The 17914-nt window shown below is 55.9% G+C and carries 19 protein-coding genes; 7 read left to right on the top strand and 12 right to left on the bottom strand.

Going from position 1 to position 17914, the window contains the following annotated elements; genetic code table 11:
* Nucleotides 1–17 precede the first annotated feature (17 nt).
* Nucleotides 18–368, bottom strand: coding sequence for a hypothetical protein (locus tag E3E42_RS06045; protein ID WP_167903388.1), 351 nt, complete (start codon nucleotides 366–368; stop codon nucleotides 18–20).
* Nucleotides 369–1388: 1020 nt separating this feature from the next.
* Nucleotides 1389–2744 carry an adenylosuccinate lyase gene (gene purB, locus E3E42_RS06050; RefSeq protein WP_167903639.1) on the bottom strand — a complete coding sequence of 452 codons (1356 nt, stop codon included), beginning with the start codon at nucleotides 2742–2744 and terminating at the stop codon, nucleotides 1389–1391.
* A 192-nt stretch (nucleotides 2745–2936) separates the two neighbouring features.
* On the opposite strand from purB, the gene albA reads away from it, so the two are divergent.
* The 3 genes from albA (at nucleotide 2937) to E3E42_RS06065 (ending at nucleotide 4562) form a co-directional block, all read left to right on the top strand.
* On the top strand, nucleotides 2937–3212 hold the full coding sequence (gene albA / locus E3E42_RS06055) for a DNA-binding protein Alba (RefSeq protein ID WP_014011661.1): 276 nt from the start codon (nucleotides 2937–2939) through the stop codon (nucleotides 3210–3212).
* A gap of 109 nt (nucleotides 3213–3321) precedes the next feature.
* Entirely contained in the window at nucleotides 3322–3978 is a 657-nt protein-coding gene (locus E3E42_RS06060; protein ID WP_167903389.1) for a transcriptional regulator, read from the top strand.
* A gap of 50 nt (nucleotides 3979–4028) precedes the next feature.
* A complete protein-coding gene (locus E3E42_RS06065; RefSeq protein ID WP_167903390.1) occupies nucleotides 4029–4562 on the top strand; it encodes a cyclic nucleotide-binding/CBS domain-containing protein in 534 nt (177 codons plus the stop codon).
* Here the strand turns inward: E3E42_RS06065 and E3E42_RS06070 are convergent.
* Entirely contained in the window at nucleotides 4552–5094 is a 543-nt protein-coding gene (locus E3E42_RS06070) for an NTPase (protein WP_167903640.1), read from the bottom strand. The genes E3E42_RS06065 and E3E42_RS06070 overlap by 11 nt on opposite strands.
* A gap of 55 nt (nucleotides 5095–5149) precedes the next feature.
* Between E3E42_RS06070 and mtnA the strand changes: the two genes are divergently transcribed.
* On the top strand, nucleotides 5150–6223 hold the full coding sequence (gene mtnA, locus E3E42_RS06075) for an S-methyl-5-thioribose-1-phosphate isomerase (RefSeq protein WP_167903641.1): 1074 nt from the start codon (nucleotides 5150–5152) through the stop codon (nucleotides 6221–6223).
* 94 nt (nucleotides 6224–6317) lie between these two features.
* On the opposite strand, the gene E3E42_RS06080 is transcribed toward mtnA, so the two are convergent.
* The 6 genes from E3E42_RS06080 to E3E42_RS06105 form a co-directional block, all read right to left on the bottom strand.
* Nucleotides 6318–6482: a hypothetical protein gene (locus tag E3E42_RS06080; RefSeq protein ID WP_167903391.1), complete on the bottom strand. Its 165-nt coding sequence runs from the start codon at nucleotides 6480–6482 to the stop codon at nucleotides 6318–6320.
* A gap of 45 nt (nucleotides 6483–6527) precedes the next feature.
* Nucleotides 6528–6809 (bottom strand): hypothetical protein, encoded by a 282-nt coding sequence (locus E3E42_RS06085; RefSeq protein WP_167903392.1) that lies wholly within the window; start codon nucleotides 6807–6809, stop codon nucleotides 6528–6530.
* A 61-nt stretch (nucleotides 6810–6870) separates the two neighbouring features.
* Entirely contained in the window at nucleotides 6871–7371 is a 501-nt protein-coding gene (locus E3E42_RS06090; RefSeq protein ID WP_167903393.1) for a GNAT family N-acetyltransferase, read from the bottom strand.
* Nucleotides 7328–8803: a hypothetical protein gene (locus E3E42_RS06095; protein WP_167903394.1), complete on the bottom strand. Its 1476-nt coding sequence runs from the start codon at nucleotides 8801–8803 to the stop codon at nucleotides 7328–7330. Before E3E42_RS06095 ends, E3E42_RS06090 begins: the two co-directional genes overlap by 44 nt.
* Nucleotides 8775–9857, bottom strand: coding sequence for a DUF1611 domain-containing protein (locus E3E42_RS06100; protein WP_167903643.1), 1083 nt, complete (start codon nucleotides 9855–9857; stop codon nucleotides 8775–8777). Before E3E42_RS06100 ends, E3E42_RS06095 begins: the two co-directional genes overlap by 29 nt.
* Nucleotides 9766–10821, bottom strand: a complete 1056-nt coding sequence (locus E3E42_RS06105) for a pyridoxal-phosphate dependent enzyme (RefSeq protein WP_167903395.1) — start codon at nucleotides 10819–10821, stop codon at nucleotides 9766–9768. The genes E3E42_RS06100 and E3E42_RS06105 overlap by 92 nt, the downstream gene beginning before the upstream one ends.
* Nucleotides 10822–11030: 209 nt before the next feature.
* On the opposite strand from E3E42_RS06105, the gene E3E42_RS06110 reads away from it, so the two are divergent.
* Both E3E42_RS06110 and E3E42_RS06115 read left to right on the top strand, forming a co-directional pair.
* Nucleotides 11031–11192 carry a hypothetical protein gene (locus tag E3E42_RS06110; RefSeq protein WP_167903396.1) on the top strand — a complete coding sequence of 54 codons (162 nt, stop codon included), beginning with the start codon at nucleotides 11031–11033 and terminating at the stop codon, nucleotides 11190–11192.
* Nucleotides 11193–11322: 130 nt separating this feature from the next.
* A complete protein-coding gene (locus tag E3E42_RS06115; protein ID WP_167903645.1) occupies nucleotides 11323–12459 on the top strand; it encodes an iron-containing alcohol dehydrogenase in 1137 nt (378 codons plus the stop codon).
* 14 nt (nucleotides 12460–12473) lie between these two features.
* On the opposite strand, the gene E3E42_RS06120 is transcribed toward E3E42_RS06115, so the two are convergent.
* Nucleotides 12474–13952 (bottom strand): MFS transporter, encoded by a 1479-nt coding sequence (locus E3E42_RS06120; protein ID WP_370519618.1) that lies wholly within the window; start codon nucleotides 13950–13952, stop codon nucleotides 12474–12476.
* A gap of 85 nt (nucleotides 13953–14037) precedes the next feature.
* Between E3E42_RS06120 and E3E42_RS06125 the strand changes: the two genes are divergently transcribed.
* A complete protein-coding gene (locus tag E3E42_RS06125) occupies nucleotides 14038–16815 on the top strand; it encodes a DEAD/DEAH box helicase (RefSeq protein ID WP_167903397.1) in 2778 nt (925 codons plus the stop codon).
* A gap of 33 nt (nucleotides 16816–16848) precedes the next feature.
* Here the strand turns inward: E3E42_RS06125 and E3E42_RS06130 are convergent, their stop codons facing one another.
* The gene (locus tag E3E42_RS06130; protein WP_167903398.1) at nucleotides 16849–17550 is read right to left on the bottom strand and encodes a hypothetical protein; all 702 of its coding nucleotides are present in this window, start codon (nucleotides 17548–17550) and stop codon (nucleotides 16849–16851) included.
* Between the two features lie 92 nt (nucleotides 17551–17642).
* On the bottom strand, nucleotides 17643–17882 hold the full coding sequence (locus E3E42_RS06135; protein ID WP_167903399.1) for a hypothetical protein: 240 nt from the start codon (nucleotides 17880–17882) through the stop codon (nucleotides 17643–17645).
* Nucleotides 17883–17914: the final 32 nt, after the last annotated feature.

Below are 17914 nucleotides of genomic sequence, written 5' to 3' on the forward strand. Positions count from 1 at the left end.
GTGAGCCCCACTGCAGATCACATCCGCCGATATGCGGATAGTATTGCCTCCGCTAGCTCGGGAGACGTAGCCTCAACCGCCCGCACATCGATAACGAAGGCCTTGGCTAGTCCCGCATTCTCGTCTCCCCGTACAAGCCTCTCGGGATATCCCGCCTCCCTCAGGACATGCTTCTCCATACTGGTAAGGGCTTTAAACGGTATGACAAATTCAAGGTGCTTGGTTCTGTAGTTCTCCCGGAAGAACGGGCTGATTGAATTACGTGCGGTGGAGACCCTCTCAAGCTTCTTGAGGATTATCTCCTCGGCCAGCGGCCTCAGGTACCTGTACCCAGAGGCTCCATATTTAGGAGTATTGGTATTGTTCATCCGCCGAACACCTCCAGTGTGAATTGGGATACCGGAAAGCAACGTCGTATTCAATACACGAAGGTGTGTATTCACGGCCCTTTATATGGATATCTCCCCACTCAGAAAAGTTCACAGGGGCCTACAAAGGACTTGGCGCACCTGCACTGGCGCCGACAGTAGATGCCCGCGACCCTCACTGTCGCCCCTTGTTAGTATTTACCACTTTATTTAATTTTCCTATAATGTGCCTTATATCCAAAATCCATGGACATACCCGAACATTAAAAAGAGCAGAAACAGAGTGGCCGATGAGTGAACTGCACGGGGGGCATCACTTACATGCTCAAAGCTCTATGTTCCAGCTAACTGCTACCCGTGCCATCCACGAATTCCACGGTGGATTGAAGTGACCCCCACGGAGGTAGTGCCGGAGACGTCAAGAACTCTTAATTTGCATCTGATTCGCGGAGACAGAGCTACAGCCGCAGGAACTGCAAATAAATTATCATGATGTACTGAGCAGGATTGAACAACACAAGCTGAGCACACATAGACAACCCGCAACCAGATTATCCCCCTCAAGTGGATATTGAGGGTACAACTATGGACACCCTTTCCAAATTGGGGGATTTTATCGACAGGGTCCGGCTTCTACAGACCAAAAATCGATTACAATTAAAGGTGGTGTTGATTCCAGCCGTGGATACTACTGTCAGTAGACTCAAAGACAGCGGCAGAGACAAAGTCACTCGTCGGCATATGGCATCCACACATCTTGCCTACCCAGGATGATTGTGGAAATTACGCTAAAAATAAGTCAAAAATCCAAATTTTTTAATATTTTAGTAAGTAATTTTTAAGTCGAACAAACAAGAATTAAACGTACAAATGAATTAAGTATAAATAGGAACCAAATAGAAAACATAAAAATCACTATAATTAAATGTAACAATTCGCCCAAAAATTTGAGAGACAACTTCAACAATGATGGCGGAGCAACAAAGATGATGCATAAGATAAAGGCAAGAAATCAAAGCCTCACCGCCCTTCTTTTCGCTCTTTCTCCTCTATCCACGCGATTACGTTGTCGACTATCTGCGGGGCCATCCCTATGTAGTTCCCCGGCTTCAGGCTCTCAAAATCATCCCTGCTTAAGAACTTTCTAACATCTTCGTTTTCCCTGGCAACCTCAATCAGGTCTCTATTCTCCCCAAACGCCTTCATCGCGAGCTGTCTGACGAGTTCATGGGCTTCCTGCCTCCCCATGCCCCTCTCAGTTAGCTTCAGCATCAACGGCTCGGCCATGATGAGGTTGTTAGTCATGTAGAGGTTCCTTCTGATGTTCTCAGGGAAGAACTCCAGGCCTGCAAGGACTTTCTTCATGCTCTTCAGCATCTCATCGAGCAGAACAAAGCTCTCTGGAAGGATAACACGCTCAACGGAGGAGTTCGTGAGGTCTCTCTCGTGCCAGAGGGGATTGTTGAGCAGGGCCGGGAAGACGTTTGAGTAGAGAACCCTCGCCAGGCCGCTCACCTTCTCGCTCCTGATGGGGTTCCTCTTGTGGGGCATGGTCGAAGAGCCCACCTGCTTCTTCCCAAAGGGCTCGCTGATTTCGAGTATCTCGGTCCTCTGGAGGTTCCTTATCTCCAGGGCAATCTTGTCGAGTGTTGAGGCAATGAGAGCGAGAACCATCATGAGTTCCGCATAAACGTCGCGCTGGATTATCTGGTTGCTTATCCTGGCCGGCTTTAAGCCGAGGTCTTCCATAACGAGGCGCTGTATCTCAAGGCCCTTCTCCCCGAAGCTGGCCATAGTTCCAACGGCACCGCTCATCTGGCCAACCAAAACCCTCTCCTTCAGCTCCTCCATCCTGTCTATGTGCCTCTGTATCTCGTCGAGCCATATGGCAAACTTCATGCCGTAAGTGGTTGGAACCGCGTGCTGGCCGTGAGTCCTGCCTATGCAGACGGTGTACCTGTGTTCCCTAGCGAGGTTCTTGAGGATCGAGCGCAGCTCCTTGAGGTCGTTCTCCACTATGGCGAGGCTCTCCTTTATGAGGAGCGCGTTGGCAGTGTCGATTATATCGTTGGAAGTGGCACCCAGGTGGACGTACTTACCGTGTTCTCCGCAGACCTCGCTCAGGGCCTTGACGACGGCCATTATGTCGTGGTGTATTTCGGCCTCTATCTCCTTGACACGCCCCACTTTGACCCACTTCGTGTTGGCCCTCTCGGAGATGACGCGGGCACTATCCTCGGGTATGTTTCCAACCTTTGCATGGGCCCTTGCCAGAGCCGCCTCCACATCGAGGAGTTTTTGAAGCTTGTTCTCCTCGTCCCAGATGCGCCTCATTTCCTCGCTTCCGTAGCGGTAATCTATCGGATGAACGGCCATCTTATCACCAACCATATGGCAATTTCTGGGCCTTAAAACCTTTCGCTTAACATAAATTTGCAGGAACATGGTTGGTCATTTGATTCGCGCATCGGAGCCACAGGAGTGTTCAATAACGCTATTAAACGACCGAAAAGTATTTAACCGGAACCCAACGATAGCCTAACGACAAAACTTCCGGAGGTGCCAGAAATGGCTGAGGAGCACGTCGTCTACATCGGAAAGAAGCCGGTTATGAACTACGTCCTCGCTGTGATAACCCAGTTCAACGAGGGCGCCAAGGAGGTCAGCGTTAAGGCTCGCGGTAGGGCCATCAGCAGGGCCGTTGACGTCGCCGAGATCGTCAGGAACAGGTTCCTCCCAGAGGTCAGGGTCAAGGAGATCAGGATCGGCACCGAGGAGCTCCCGACCGCCGACGGCAGGACCGCCAACACCTCGACCATCGAGATTGTTATGGAGAAGCCGTGAATTCGACTCCCTTTCCTTTTCCTTCGGGGCTCTTTTGACGCTTCAAACTGGCTTGAAGCTGTGAAAAGCTTTAATACGTCCGTGCCCTATTCTTCCCAGGTGGCGCCGGTTGGACTATGAGACCATTGATATACACGACGAAAGGGCCAAGGAGCTCGCGCAGATTCTGATGAACGACAAAGCGATAGCCATCCTGCATCTCGTGGAAGACCAGGCGCTGTCAATAAGCGAGATATCCCGCGAGCTGAGCCTCCCCATCTCCACCGTCTCATACCACATAGACAAGATGCTCAAGGTCGGCCTCATCGAGGTGGCAGGGAAGAAGTACGGGAAGAGGCTCCAGGAGGTTAAGCTCTATCGCGCCTCCAACAGGCCCATTCTCCTCGTCCCAAGGAAGAGCGTTGCCAAGGTGAAGAAGAAGACCGTGCTGGGCTTTGAGAGGCTCCACGTCATAAGCCTTGGCATAGCCGGATTGATCTCGGCGGGAGTTTACGCGGTCTCGAACCGCATGCTGACACCAATGGTGGAATCCGGAACCAACGTATCCCATGAGATGAATAACGTAACGGTGATGTCGACGCCGGAAAAGGCCCTTGTGCCGATGGCCACCAACACGAGTACGGGCGCGGTGTTTCAGACAACGACTTCGGCAACCCCCTCCGCTGCCCCAACCGCGTGGAATCCGGCTACCCCTGCAATTCTTGCCGTTGCGGCGTTCGTCTTAACGTTTCTCCTGATTTCATACATTATGAAGCGCAGGAGTTGAAGAAAAGGTTTTTAAGTTTCTCTCCCAACCCCCGTTGGCGAGGTGATAAAATGGCACCTAGGATGGCCGTGGGACAAGTGGTTAAGAGGAAGGCAGTCATCGTCAAGCCGGACGACACCGTCCACAGGGTCGCCAGGATTCTCTCAAAGAACAAGGTGGGAAGCGCGGTTGTTGTTAAAGGCGACGAGATCGTTGGGATAATAACCGACCGCGACATACTCGACAAGGTCGTTGCGAAGGGAAGGGACCCCAAGACAGTTAAGGTCGAGGAGGTCATGACGAAGAACCCGATAACCATCGAGGACGACTACGAGGTTCAGGACGCGATTGACAAGATGATGGACAAGGGTATAAGAAGACTCCTCGTTACCAGGCTCGGAAGGCCGATAGGCTTCGTCACCGCCGCGGACCTTCTCGCTGCGCTCAACGCGTACAATAGTGAGAGTGAGGAGGAAGCCAGCGAGGAGACGGAGGTCTACGGCATCTGCGAGCTCTGCGGCCAGTACGGTCCCCTCTACAAGGTCTACATCGAGGGCGGCGAGAAGTGGATCTGTGAGAGCTGCAAGGACAGCCTCAACCTCTGACTCCCTTCAGTTCTTTCATAACTTCATCGAGCACCTCAGCGAAGGCCCTGTTCCTGTTCTCAACGCTCAGCGTGTAGAGCTTTCCAAGGGGACGGAATTTATCGGCCATCTTCCTGTGGACGACCGCCAACAGCGGTTTCTCGGACTTCAGAACCTCGCCGATGACCCTAACAAACTCGTCGCTCTTGTACTCCATCGGGCCGATCTCGTCTATGACTATCAGGTCCGCCTCAACAAGGGCGCGCCTTATCGCCGAAACGCCGACGCGGTTTATTTCGTCAACGTGGACGACGTACTTCCCGAAGGGAACGCCCGGGAGGTGCGAGGTCCCTCTAACGCTGGCCAGGGTTCCCTCCTCTCCGGTGTCGAGGGCAGTAATCCTGAAGCCCACACGCCTTCCACCCCTCCGTACCTCTCTTGTGATCATTCCACCGACGAGGTAGCCCCAGCGGTCGGCTTCCCTCGCGACCCTCTCCACCAGCGTCGTCTTCCCGACTCCCGCCGGGCCGGTAACGAATATCCTCAGCACCATTTCAACCACCGAAGGAGATTTAAGCTCCTGCCTTAAACCCTTTGGGGTGGTGGCTGTGGAGATAAGGTATAAACCCGAGGAACTCACGAGGCTCCCAAGGAGCGTACGCTATGAGCGCGGGAAGGTCATCATGATAGACCAGACCATTCTGCCTAAAGAGTTCAAAACGATTGAGCTGACGACCGTTGATGAGGTGGCGGATGCCATAATCACGATGAAGGTTCGCGGTGCGCCGGCAATAGGTGCGGCGGCAGCCTTCGGTCTGGCCCTCTACGCCGACACTTCAAAAGCCAAAACCAAGGATGAGTTCATGGATGGATTTTACCGGGCGTACGACAGGCTTAAGAACACGAGGCCAACCGCTGTGAACCTCTTCTGGGCGCTCAACAGGGTGAAGAAGCTCGTCGAGGAGCACCTTGAGAGCCCGCTCGACGAGATTAAGAGGCTTATCGTCGCCGAGGCGCAGAGGATAGCGGACGAGGACGTCGAGGCCAACCTCAGGATGGGCCACTACGGTGCCGAGGCCCTTCCGGAAGGGAACGTTCTAACGCACTGCAACGCGGGAAGTTTGGCAACGGTCCAGCTCGGAACGGTTGGAGCGGTTCTAAGGGTGGTGCACCGCGATGGGACGCTCAAGCTCCTCTGGGTGGACGAGACGAGGCCCGTCCTCCAGGGCGCGAGGCTTTCAGCCTGGGAGTACCACTACGATGGAATACCGCTTAAGCTCATAGCCGACAACATGGCCGGCTTCGTCATGCAGCAGGGGAAGGTCGATGCCATCATCGTCGGCGCCGACAGGATAGTGGCCAACGGCGACTTCGCCAACAAGATAGGAACCTACACCCTCGCGGTTCTCGCCAAGGAGCACGGGATACCGTTCTTCACGGTCGCACCGCTCTCGACAATAGACATGAGCCTCAAGAGCGGGAAGGAGATACCCATCGAGGAAAGGAAGCCCGAGGAAGTCCTGACCTGCGGCGGCTGCAGAATTGCGCCCGACGTTGACGTCTACAACCCTGCCTTTGATGTCACGCCGCACAGGTACCTGACGGCGATAATAACCGACAGAGGCATCGTTTACCCTCCCTTTGAGAGGAACTTGAAGAGGCTGTTCAGGGGAGAACCCTGAAGCCCTCCCCTTCGGCGGCTTTTTTCAGTTTCTCATCGAACGTCACTTTTCGAAGTTCCCCACTGAGGAACGAGAGCGCTCGTGTCGAAGAAGGCTACCTCCACTCCTCCTCCCTCTCCCGGATTATATCTTCGCTCAACTCCCCAGAAACGTCCTTCAGAAGCTCCCTGACTTTCTCTACGGGTTGAGCCTCCTTGAGAAACCTCTTGAGGTGGGGGTAGGTTATCATCAACTGGACTTTCCTGGCCGAGAGGGGCATAACACCACCGGTTTAACCTACGATTCCCCCAATAAAACGTTTTCTCTAACCTCTGGAGAACATCCTTTTCAGTTTCCCCAAGAGGGATTGAGTGCCTTCTTCAACGACCTCCTCAACAAAAACGCCTTCAATTTTCCCGAGGCGTTCCTCGAAGGCAGGCAGTAGGAGGCCGACAAGCTCAAGTGGTTCCAAGCACGGACATTCAACGGAGTATTCGAGGGGCTCCCCCTCTGGGAACTCGGCCCTGACCGCTACTCCCTTCCCGTCCTTCACGGCCTCGAACCTCGCGACACCCCTCTCACCAACCACCTTCCCCCGTACGAGCATCGGAGGGAGTAGGAACACTGGATTAAAGGCATTTCTCAAACCTAAAGTTTAAAACAGAACGTTACAGAGGCTTTTCGAGGATGAGGGCCCTCTCCGAGTAACCCCTTTTCCTGTACCATTCCACCGCAGGGTTGTTAAGCTCAACGCGAAGGGAGGCCTTTCTGGCGCCTTCGGCTCTGGCCCATTCCTCGGCCCGTTTGAGGAGAGCAGAACCAATTCCGAGACCGTGAACCTTGGTCTCGACGTCGAGGATATAAGATGTGGGCACGAAATCCACTGTGTCATCAAGGATGCAGACCCAGATGTGCCCGAGATAACGGTTGTAAGGGTCAACGGCGGCGAAGAACCTGTGGGTCCCATGGGCCCGAAGGCGGTTGATTACCCTGGTATAGGCCGAGACGTACTCGTCCTCCGTCAGTTCGGCCCGCAAAAAGTCTCTGCTGACCTCCATGTCGTACTCGAAGATTTCGCCCATGTAGGGCTCGCCGTCAACGATCCGGAAGTCCTTCGCGGTCTCCTCAATGGGCGGTAGCTCCGCCTTTCTCCCCTTCCTGAAGAGCACCTTCTACAGCCTCCCTCCGGGTTATCCTGATCCACCCGTTGCCAGTCAAGTAAGCGTAACCCCTCGTGTATTCCTCGAAAATTGAATACAGCCCCTCCCTGAACTCTGGTGGTATGTTATCAAGGCGGGAGCTCTTATCGTCGAAGTGCACCATCTCGACATGCCAGTGGGGCTTTCCCTCCAGCGGGAAGTTGGGGAGGTTGCGCTTTATGAGGTAGAGCGAGTGCTCAAGCTCGTCCCTGTCCAGGCGAACGAGTCCCTTCCTTATCCTCTTGGGAAGTGTAACGATGTGCCAGTCTTTATAGCCTATGAACCTCGGGTTTATCCCGTTGGCGAGGAGGAAGGTGAGGATTCCGTTGCACTTGAAGCAGGTGCCGCAGGGGAGGTAATCGTCACCCTCCTTATGGACGGAGTGACAGCTCCTCTGGAGGCGGAACAGATGGGGATAGCGGTTGTGGAGGATTCTCTCGACTATTAAGCCGGTCAAAGGTCTGACCGCCGACCACTGGCGGATTCTGAGGTTTCTCTTCCCAAACCACTCCGTCATGTACCTCTCAAAGTCCTGACTCTGGTCGTAGGTGGCGTTGTAGTGCTCTATCCCGTGGAAGGGCTCATAGCCGCGGGGGTCGTCGTATTCGTTGCCGAAAAGCAGGTTCCCGATGCCGTACTTGTAAATCAGCGGTAGAAAGGCGAAGGCATAGCCCTCAAAGAAGAAGAGCCTTATCGGGTAAACCTCCGACTTCCTCTTCCCCACGCCCCGCAGGATTCTCATGTTGCGCTCTATGAAGGTGTACAGCCTGTCAGCGTTGCCCCAGACGCGCCTCGTGTTCGGCTCGTTTTCCCGGAACCATCTGTACGCCGGAATCGCCACGTGCCAGTGGGCCCCGGACTCGTTGTAGAAGAAGGGGTAAACCTCACAACCGAGCTCCTTCATCAGGCCGTAGGTGAGGAGGCTCTCCTTCCCACCGCTGAGCATGACTGCGCAGCGCGAGTAGTCGGGCTTGAAGTGGATCTCTTCCTCCTCCACACCTTCGGGAACGAGGTTTGCCATCGGCCTGGCCATGGCCGGATGAACCTCCCTGGGAACGAACTCGGGCCTTATGAACTCCGTCGGGTTGGCTATCCTGTTGACGAAGATGTCGCGGGCCGTGGTTTCCATCATGTCCGAGAAGAACTCGAGGTCACGGGGATCGAGAGAGAACTCAAACCTTATCTCGGGTGTGAAGAGGCCGTAGTTTATGGCCGGAACTATGCTCATGAGCTTTGCAAAAGCCTCGACCTTTGGAATCCTTTCCGGATAGGTGTGGATCAGCCTGTACGAGAGCTCCTCGCCGTCAACGCCGAGGACGTAGTGCGCCGAGACGCGCCTCGCCGAGATCCTCGGGCGCTCTATGAGGATGTAGTCAAAGCACTTCAGCTCTTGAAGGCTCAACGCCCCCCACCCCTGAGGATTGTCTCGCGATGAGCCTCGCTATGTCCCCAACTCCCTGAAGGAAGGGAACGCGCGTCATTATCCCCGTCTCCCCTTCTATACGCCTTGCCCAGCTCAGGGCCTCTTCATCACTCAGCCCCTCGGAGTTTATCGTTATTGCGATCGGCTTTTTCCCGCTGAGAAGCTCTATGAGCTGGACGTAGGTTTCGAGAGGGGGGATCCTGAATTCGGGGAAGTCGTCGAAGGTCTTCCTCGCGGGAGCGTGCTGGAGGACGATGAAGTCGGGCCTTGCCGCGGCTATCAGGTCGAAACCGCCAGGGAAGGCGGGATGGAGGAGCGAACCCTCGCCGTGGGTTACAATGACGTCGGGCCTCTCTTCGACCCATGCGCGGTAGAAGACGTCCTCTATCGCTCCCGGAACGAAGTCGTCTATTATTGAGTCCGTGACTATCGCGTACTTAAAGCCCTGCATCCAGCCCGTCTGACCCATCGCTATGAAGACGCTCTTCAGGCCGAGCTCCCTGAAGGCCTCGTGGAGCATTATCGCGACGGTTCTCTTGCCCACGGCCGCGTCCGTGCCGAGGACGGCGACCTTGATGGCCTTGACCTCCGCTATCCTGCCCGTGAAGGGAACCCGCATGTTGTAGAAAATCTTGCGGACGTCGATTATCTCGACGCCGTAGCGCCTCGCGAGGTGCCTGAGGTAGGGGTCGTCGCTCAGGAACTCGTGGAGGCCGTTGATTATCCCGAGGCCGTTTTTTATCGCCTCCTCAACGATCCTCCTGTACTCGGGCGGGAGCCTTCCCCCGGGGGTGGCCACGCCTATGATGAGCCACTTCGCGTTGGGGTTCTCCGCGAGGGCCTCCTCGAGGGTGGCGTAGATCGGTATGCCCCTCCTCCTTCCGTCGAGGACCTCCCCGGCGTCAAGGCTGGCCAGAGTTGAGTCTATGAGACCCACTATCCTAAACATCCTGGAATAGCGCACGAGCCCGTGGGCCGTTTTCCCATCGGAGGTCAGATAACGCCCCTCGGTAAGGACGAGTGCCTCTTCCACTATCAACACCTCCGGTAAGCAGGAGCACAAACTTTCCTTTCCTGATCCCAAACTTCACGACAAACTTGACGAGGCCGGCGAGGGTGAGGGCCGAGGCGGGCATGATTTTCAATCCCGTCGTTAGGTGGAGAACCTCGGAGCACCTCAGGGCGGTGTCATCCGCAAAGCCAAAGACGTAGCCGTTCGAGTTCATCACCGCCAGTAGGGCCGCATCGCGGTCGAAGGAACGCCCCGAAACAAGGGGTTCATTCAGCGCGGTCTCCGCGAAGTCTTCGTTTGAATCGCCGTGGAACCTTCTGAGAACCTCGTTGCCAAAGGCAGTTGTAACACCGATCATCCTCGGTCTGGCTCCACGCTCTTTGAAGCCTTCCCCGAGGCCGGCGAGGGTGGTGCCGTTGCCGAGGGGAACGAAGACCGCATCCGGCTGTACTCTTTCTAATATCTGCTCCGCCAGCAGGGAATAGGCCGTGAAGTCCACATCGCGTTTGCTTCCGGGATTGGCGTCGTAGACGTTCATCTCAACGGCAAAGCGCCTGCTGGCCTCGACGGCATCCTCGTAAGTACCTGAGACCATGATGACCTCGGCGCCGAGGGCCCTCATCTCGGGGAGCCTCTCGAGGGTATAACCTTCGGGGACGAAAATGTACGCCCTTAGGCCAAAGAGGCGGGCGTAGCTGGCTATCGCGACTCCGTAGTTCCCGCAGGTGCCGACGGTTATTCCGGAGAAGCCTTCCTCGCGAGCCCTCTTCGCGTGAGCCATTGCTATCCTATCCTTGTGTGTTCCCGTCGGGTTTATTCCCTCGTACTCAATGTGGATTTCATTGATTCCGAGGAACTCCTCAAGAAGGGGTGCTCTAAAGAGCCTTCCGAGGCCGCCGGGGGCATCACCTGCCTCCGATTCTCCTGCCAAAGATCCTGTTTTTTTCTTATACTCCCCTGGTGGGGCCGCTTTAAAGGCTTCCATGGCCATGCTCCTCCGAAATCTATGGGAAAGCACCATTGGGTTGGCTAAGGGTATATAAACCTTTCTCCCAGGTAAGGCCGTTTTTCTCGCCTAACTATTTTCTTATCCGATAAAATTTTTAGACAGCCGAATAATTGCCGTGAAAATTGAAAAGAAAAGTTTTTAAGTCCCTTTTCCGGCTATACTCTGCCCTGAAGGGGGTGGCTCAGATGTATCCGCCCAAGAAGAAGGTCCCGCCAAAGGTTGAGGTCGAGGAAGAGGAAGAAGATTTCGACCCTCTCAATGAGGTGGAGGAGGCCTACGAGGACTTTGACGAATATGATGAAGAGTGGGAAGACGAGGAGGAGTGGGACTGGGACGACGAAGATTGATGTCCCTCCCCATTTATTTTAACCCATTTTTTACCACTTCCTCCAGCAGATGGCCACAGAATTGCATTCTTCAGCAGTCCACTCAGCTAACGTTAAAAGCCCTCCCTCCCAACCTTCATCGGTGGTGCTCATGTTCTGGCTGAAGACAAAACTCATTGAGGGTGAGGGAAGCCTGGGAAGGCTCTCAAAGGAGGCCAGAGGGTACGAGCGCGTTCTCATACTCTCTTCACGCTCGATGAAGAGGCACGGCTTCCTGAAGGAGGCCGAGGACTACGTGAAGGAGGCCGGGGCGGAGGTCTTTTCGATAGCTGGACTTCCAGCAGAGCCGAGCGTTGAGGTAATAGAAGAGTTTCTGCCGAAAGTGAAGGATTTCGAGCCGGATCTGCTGATAGCCCTAGGCGGCGGGAGCGTGATAGACACGACCAAAGCGTTGAAGGTCTTCTACGATGCTCCCGAGCTGAACTTTGAGGAGATAGCCTTCATAGACCGCTTTTCAAAGCCCAAGCCCGTTCCCAAGCTCAGAACACCGCTGATAGCGATTCCCTCGACGAGTGGAGCTGGGAGCGAGGTCTCCGGGGCGAGCGTCCTGAAGAAGGGCGACGCTAAGTACAACATCGTGACCCCGGAGATAGCGCCCGACGTTGCCATACTTGACCCGCGACTGCCGAGGACTATGCCGGCAGAGGTGGCACGCAATTCCGGCCTTGACGTCCTCGTTCATGGAATAGAAGCCTACACGACAAAGGTGGCGAATCCATTCAGTGACGCCATGGCGATTAAGGCAATAAAGACCGTCTATAGGTGGCTGCCGCTCTCGGTGAAGGGCGATGAGGAGGCGAGGGCGAGGGTTCACTACGCAGCAACGATGGCAGGTATAGCGTTTCTCAACGCGCGCCTCGGCCTCTGCCATGCTATGAGCCACAAGGCGGCGTGGATTGGTCCGCACGGCCTCCTCAACGCGATACTCCTGCCCCACGTCATGGAGTTCAACGCCACGAAAAGCGACTACGCGAGGAGGCGCTACGACGAGATAGCGAGGGAGCTTGGCTTCTCGACGGCCAAAGACCTCGTGGAGGTAGTACGGGAGCTCAACGAGATGCTCGGTGTCCCGGAGCTGGGTGAACTGGTGGACGATGAAACTTTCGTGAGCAGGGTCGAGGAGATGGCCGAGAATGCCTACCGCGACGGGCTCGTTGTCTTCAACCCCGTCGAGCCAAAGCCGGAGGAGATACGGGAGCTCTACCTGAGGGCCTACAGGGGAGAATAAAAGGGAAAAAGAAATCAGCCAACGGTTATCTCCTTTTCTCCACCGTTTTCAACCTCGTGTATCTTCCCGCCCTTCATGACCTCTACGATGGCAAGGCTCAGCAGGGCGAGGAAGAGGTAGACGAGCGCTGAAGTGCCGAAGAGCACCTCGTAGGCCTTCTCCGTCGGTATCTTGATGGGCACCGGCACTTGAGGAATGTGCACGAGTATGTAGTAGGTGCTCATGACGGTTCCCGCTATGGCCGGCCCCCAGGTGGAACCGAAGTTTCTGAACAGACTGTTCGCTCCGGTCGCCACTCCCATGACCCTCGGCGGGACAGAGAACACCAGCACGTTGATGAAGGAGACGTTCATCAGGGTTATTCCGGCCCCAACGACAGTTATGAGGGCCACGAACTGGGTGAGGGATAGCTGCGTGGCGTACTGGGAGAGCAACGCCAGACCGGCGCTTGCTGTCAGGGCACCAGTTATGGCGAGGGGCTTTGCGCCTGTCCTGGGCATCAGCTTGCCGGCGAGGGGAGCTACGACCAGCATCGCGAGGGCCATAGGGGTCATGAGCAGGCCGCTTTCGAGTATCGTCTTGCCGAAGCCGTAGGGCGGCTTCATCTGGAAGATGTAGGTGTTCGCCTGGCTCATCATCGAGATGCCGAAGGCCGCGAACATTATGCCGAGGTTCACTATCGCGGGATTCCGGGAGGATATTATGTCGAGCGGAATCAACGGATTGTCCGCCCGCTTCTCCCAGAGGTAGAGGAGGAGGGCCCCAACAATGGACACCCCGAAGAGCGCAAGCGTCTGCCCCGCCTGCCAGCCAACGTTCGGGGCGCGCGTAACGGCAACCAGGGCGGGAACAACAGCCCAGACCAGGAAGAGTGCACCGGGCCAGTCGAGCTTTCCGGGGTTCACGTAGCGGCTCTCGCGGAGGATTCTCCACGCAAGGATGAACATGATGACAGCAAACGGTGCCGCCGAGTGGTACGTCCAGCGCCAGCCGAAGTTCTGGGTTACGTACGCGCCAAGGGGAAGAGCGATGACCATACCGACGCCGAACATCGCGCTTATCATCCCCTGAACCTGGGGCACCATCTCGGGCGGGAACTCCTCGCGGACGAGGCTGAAGGCGAGCGGGAATATTGCCATGCCGAGGCCCTGGATTGCCCTGCTGAAGAGGAGCCACTCGAAGCCCGGCGCAAAGCCGTTGAGTATAACCCCCAGCGTGTAGAAGCCCAACGCAACCAGGAACATCTTCTTCTTGCCGTACATGTCCCCGAGCTTGCCGAATATGGCGGCACTTACCGTTCCGACGAGGAGGTATATCGTCAGTACCCAGCTGACGTCGTTGGGGTTGATGGCGAACTCCTTCTGTATCGTCGGCAGTGCGGGGGTCAGCATCGCCTCCGTGTACATGACGAGGAGGGGCAGGATAACGACCACCAGCATCGCCCGCTTTGCATAGGCCATGTCGTAGGTCTCGATATTCCTCGTGACCTCCACTTTTTATCACCGATGTATCGAACGATATATCGTTTATAAATCTAACGGTGGTTGGGCTTATAAACCACGTACCCCATTTTTCACCATGCACCCCCTCCTCAGAAAGGCCATCAAAGAGCGCTTCGGAAGGCTCAACAGGCTCCAGCAGGACGCGTTCAGGGAGGTTAGCTCCGGAAAGGGCGTCCTGATAATAGCCCCCACCGGCTCGGGGAAGACCGAGGCAGCTGTTCTACCGGTATTCAATGAAATCCTTGAAGGGGGACTTAAGCCGGTTTCTGCGCTCTACGTCGCACCGCTCAAGGCCCTCAACAGGGATCTGCTTGAGAGGCTGGAATGGTGGGGAAAGAAGCTGGGAATAACCGTAGAGGTGAGGCACGGCGACACCTCAGCCTACAGGAAGGCAAAGCAGACGAAGAATCCCCCGCAGATGCTCATAATCACTCCCGAAACGCTGGGGGTTATCCTGACGGTCAAATCCCTCAGGAAGCACCTGGAGAACGTGAAGTTCGTCATCGTCGACGAGATAGCGGAGCTGGTGGACAACAAAAGGGGAGCACAGCTCCTCCTGAACCTTGAACGCTTAGCGGAGATAGCCGACTTCAGGAGAATAGGCATGACTGCAACGGTAGGCAATGAGGAGGAAGTGAGGGAGTGGCTGAAGGCGGACGTCATAGTCAAGCCGAACTGGAAAAAGCGCTACCGCTTCCACGTGCTCTATCCAAGGCCAACTGAGAAGGACTTAGAACTCGCCCGGGAGCTGAGCGTCTCGTCCGAGATAGCCTCTAGACTGAGGGCCCTGTGGGGGGTCGTCGAGGGGCACGGGAAAGCTTTGATATTCACCAACACGCGCCAGTTCGCGGAGATTCTGGCGCACCGCCTCAAGGCCTGGGGAAAACCCGTCGAGGTTCACCACGGCTCGCTTTCGAGGGAAGCCAGAATCAAGGCCGAAAAGGCCCTCAAGGAGGGCAGAATTAAAGCGCTGATCTGCACGTCCTCGATGGAGCTCGGCATAGACATAGGCGACGTTGACGTCGTAATCCAGTACATGAGCCCGCGCCAGGTGAACCGGCTCGTCCAGCGCGTCGGGAGGGCCAAACATAGAATCGGCGAGGTCAGCGAGGGCTACGTCATAGCGACGAACGTCGAGGACTACCTCCAGAGCCTCGTCATAGCGAAACACGCCCTCCAAGGCCGTTTTGAGGCGGTCGAGCCAATGGGCGGCCTTGACGTTCTGGCCCACTTCGTCGTCGGCCTGCTCATCGAGTATAAGAAACTCCCGCGCGAGAGACCCTATGAGATAGCGAAGCGGGCCTACGTTTACAGGGATTTGAGCTGGGAGGACTACCTCGACGTCCTGGGGGTTCTCGAAGATGCGAGACTCATGGGCTACGACGAGGAGAAAAACCTTCTCTATCTCCGCCGCGGCGCGTTCCAGTACTACTACGAGAACCTCTCAACGATTCCTGACGAAGTCTCGTGGAGGGTTTTCGACGCGGGGAGCGGGCACGTCATTGGAAGGCTCGACGAGAGGTTCGTGATGGACCTGGAGGAGGGCATGGAGTTCGTCATGAACGGCTGGAGCTGGATCGTGCTTAAAATCGACGACGAGGCGAGACTTTTGAAGGTCCGCGAGAGCAAAAGTCTGGAGAGCGCGATACCGAGCTGGGAGGGCGAGATGATCCCCGTTCCCCTCGGAGTGGCCCTCGACGTCGGCAGGCTGAAGAGGGAGCTGGCCTTTGACTTCGAGAAGGCGAAGGAGCTCCTTGAGGGGGTTGAGTTCAGCGAGGAGGAGCTGAGGAGGGCGTTTGACGAGATCAGGGACGAGCCCTTCTCGACCGACCGCGACATCGTTGTTGAGAGCACGCCGAAAGCGCTGGTAATCCACGCGGACTTTGGAAACAGGGCGAACGAGGCTCTGGGAAGGCTTGTTCACTCGCTCCTCATCCTGCGCTACGGCAGGGTCTTCTCCGTGAGGAGCCAGGGGCATGCGGTGGTCTTCAAGACGCCCTTCCAGCTGAACCCGGAGGAGGTGAAGGGCTACCTCTACCAAGAGCCAGAAAGCCTTGAGTTCATAGTCTCCCGCGCGCTGAGGGATTCCCATGCATACAGGTGGCGCATGCTGAACGTGGCGAAGCGCTTCGGGGCCTTGAGGAGGGACGCGAAGATAAGGAAGGTCGAGAGGCTCTTCGAGGGGACGGTGATTGAGCGCGAGACCTTGAACGAGCTGTACCACGACAAGGTTGACGTAAGAAAGGGAGAGCTCGTCCTTGAGATGCTCAAAAGGGGCACGATGAGGGTGAAAACGGTTCTCAGGAAGGAACCCTCGACTTTGGCCAGGCTCAACATGACCGTCGGCGGCGAGTTCCTGCTGAGCGGGACGCTGGAGAGGGACGAACTGATAGAGCTGTTCAGGAAGAGACTGCTCGACCACGAGGTCGTTTTAGTGTGCACCAACTGCGGGTGGAGCGCGAAGACGAGGGTGGCGAGGCTTCAAAACATAGAGCTCAGACAGTGCCCGCGCTGCGGCTCGAAGATGCTCGCGGTTGCCCACCCGATAGATGCGGAGGAGTTTCTGCCGGTTCTTGAGAAGGTTCGCCATGGGAAGCCGCTGGAGAGGAGGGAGGAGAGAACCTACCGGAAGCTGCTGAAAGCTGCGGACCTCGTGGACTCCTACGGCTTCGAGGCAGTTTTAGCACTGGCCAGCTACGGAACCGGGCCGGACACGGCGGCGAGGCTTCTGGCGCAGTACCGGGGCGAGGCACTCCTCGTCGCACTCATGGAGCGTGAGAGGCAGTTCATAAGGACGAGGCGCTTCTGGGTGGATAGGAAGGAGAAGGAAGAAGGTGGTGAAGAGGACTCATGAGGGCCGCGCCAATGCTCGGGCGCCGCCGGGTAGTTAACCTCCCAGCTTCTTGATGCCCTTGATGTCGCCCTTCTGGACGAGTCTCAGCAGTTTGACCGCGTGGAAGAGCTGGGGGGCGTTGGCCTCGTCCTCCAGGAGCCCGTCCACGAGCCTGAGGAGTTCCTTCTCCGCCTTTTCCATCGCCCTCTCCGAGAAGTCCGAGAACTCGAGGGCCTTGACGATGGCGAGGAGCTCGGGGGGAAGGCCGGCAGAGCTTACGGGGCGTTTCGACTTGGCCCTCTTCCTCGACCCCCCTGGAGGTGCCCCCCTCGCCTTGGGCTTCTTTCCTGTGATCTCTGCGATGGCATTCCTTAGCTCCTCGACCTCTTTTGTAACGTCTATTCCTGCGGCTTTTAGAGTTCTTAGCGGATCTTTGATATCTGGCGAAAACGCCTCTTCCATCGCTCGCAGGTGCTTGACATCATGATCCTTTGGCCACATTTTATTGATGAGTTTTATCGTGGGGGGAATCGCTTCCTTTATTGCGCGCTCGGTGGACTTGGCAACCGATGGTCCAAGTATTTCTCTTTCCTGTAATTTTTTCACAACAAGTTTTGCGAACTCTGAAGGCCTCTTTTCAACCTCCTCTATGCTTTTGTTTTTCATGACGAGATAGTCGTATATTGCGTCACCTATGGCCCACCCGATATCTTCGTGTTCCTTGCCCAGATGGTTTGCAACAAGAACAGCGAGCACTCCGTGGAGTATATGGTATCCCCGTGACTTTGGGTCCCTCTCTCTCCCAATGTAATGATGGTACTCATGGTCAAAGAGTGCTCTAGCAGTTTTTAAGTCGCCAGTTTCATCAACTGCAAGGGTTTTTTTACCCTTTCATAGTTTCTTTCAGGGTCTATTTGCCTTACGAACTCTATGTATCCGTTGAACGGCATATGCGCGCCTTCTATGGACTCTATAACTTCTTCGGGTAGCCCATACTTCTTCGCCAGTTCTTTACGTATTTCTCTCCAAGGCTTCCTTTTTTTCTTCCCCCCGAATATGAACATCCCGGTCAAGGCCAGAAGCGACAAAGCCACCACCCCTCAAACTTCATCGCTATTGG

The sequence above is a fragment of the Thermococcus sp. JdF3 genome (assembly GCF_012027495.1).
GTDB lineage: Archaea > Methanobacteriota_B > Thermococci > Thermococcales > Thermococcaceae > Thermococcus.

What these genes read in the sequence shown, in the direction of transcription:
- E3E42_RS06045 (WP_167903388.1), bottom strand. Translation starts at nt 368, where the DNA reads ATGAACAATACCAATACTCCTAAATATGGAGCCTCTGGGTACAGGTAC.
- purB (WP_167903639.1), bottom strand. Translation starts at nt 2,744, where the DNA reads ATGGCCGTTCATCCGATAGATTACCGCTACGGAAGCGAGGAAATGAGG.
- albA (WP_014011661.1), top strand. Translation starts at nt 2,937, where the DNA reads ATGGCTGAGGAGCACGTCGTCTACATCGGAAAGAAGCCGGTTATGAAC.
- E3E42_RS06065 (WP_167903390.1), top strand. Translation starts at nt 4,029, where the DNA reads ATGGCACCTAGGATGGCCGTGGGACAAGTGGTTAAGAGGAAGGCAGTC.
- E3E42_RS06070 (WP_167903640.1), bottom strand. Translation starts at nt 5,094, where the DNA reads ATGGTGCTGAGGATATTCGTTACCGGCCCGGCGGGAGTCGGGAAGACG.
- E3E42_RS06080 (WP_167903391.1), bottom strand. Translation starts at nt 6,482, where the DNA reads ATGCCCCTCTCGGCCAGGAAAGTCCAGTTGATGATAACCTACCCCCAC.
- E3E42_RS06085 (WP_167903392.1), bottom strand. Translation starts at nt 6,809, where the DNA reads ATGCTCGTACGGGGGAAGGTGGTTGGTGAGAGGGGTGTCGCGAGGTTC.
- E3E42_RS06105 (WP_167903395.1), bottom strand. Translation starts at nt 10,821, where the DNA reads ATGGAAGCCTTTAAAGCGGCCCCACCAGGGGAGTATAAGAAAAAAACA.
- E3E42_RS06110 (WP_167903396.1), top strand. Translation starts at nt 11,031, where the DNA reads ATGTATCCGCCCAAGAAGAAGGTCCCGCCAAAGGTTGAGGTCGAGGAA.
- E3E42_RS06115 (WP_167903645.1), top strand. Translation starts at nt 11,323, where the DNA reads ATGTTCTGGCTGAAGACAAAACTCATTGAGGGTGAGGGAAGCCTGGGA.
- E3E42_RS06125 (WP_167903397.1), top strand. Translation starts at nt 14,038, where the DNA reads ATGCACCCCCTCCTCAGAAAGGCCATCAAAGAGCGCTTCGGAAGGCTC.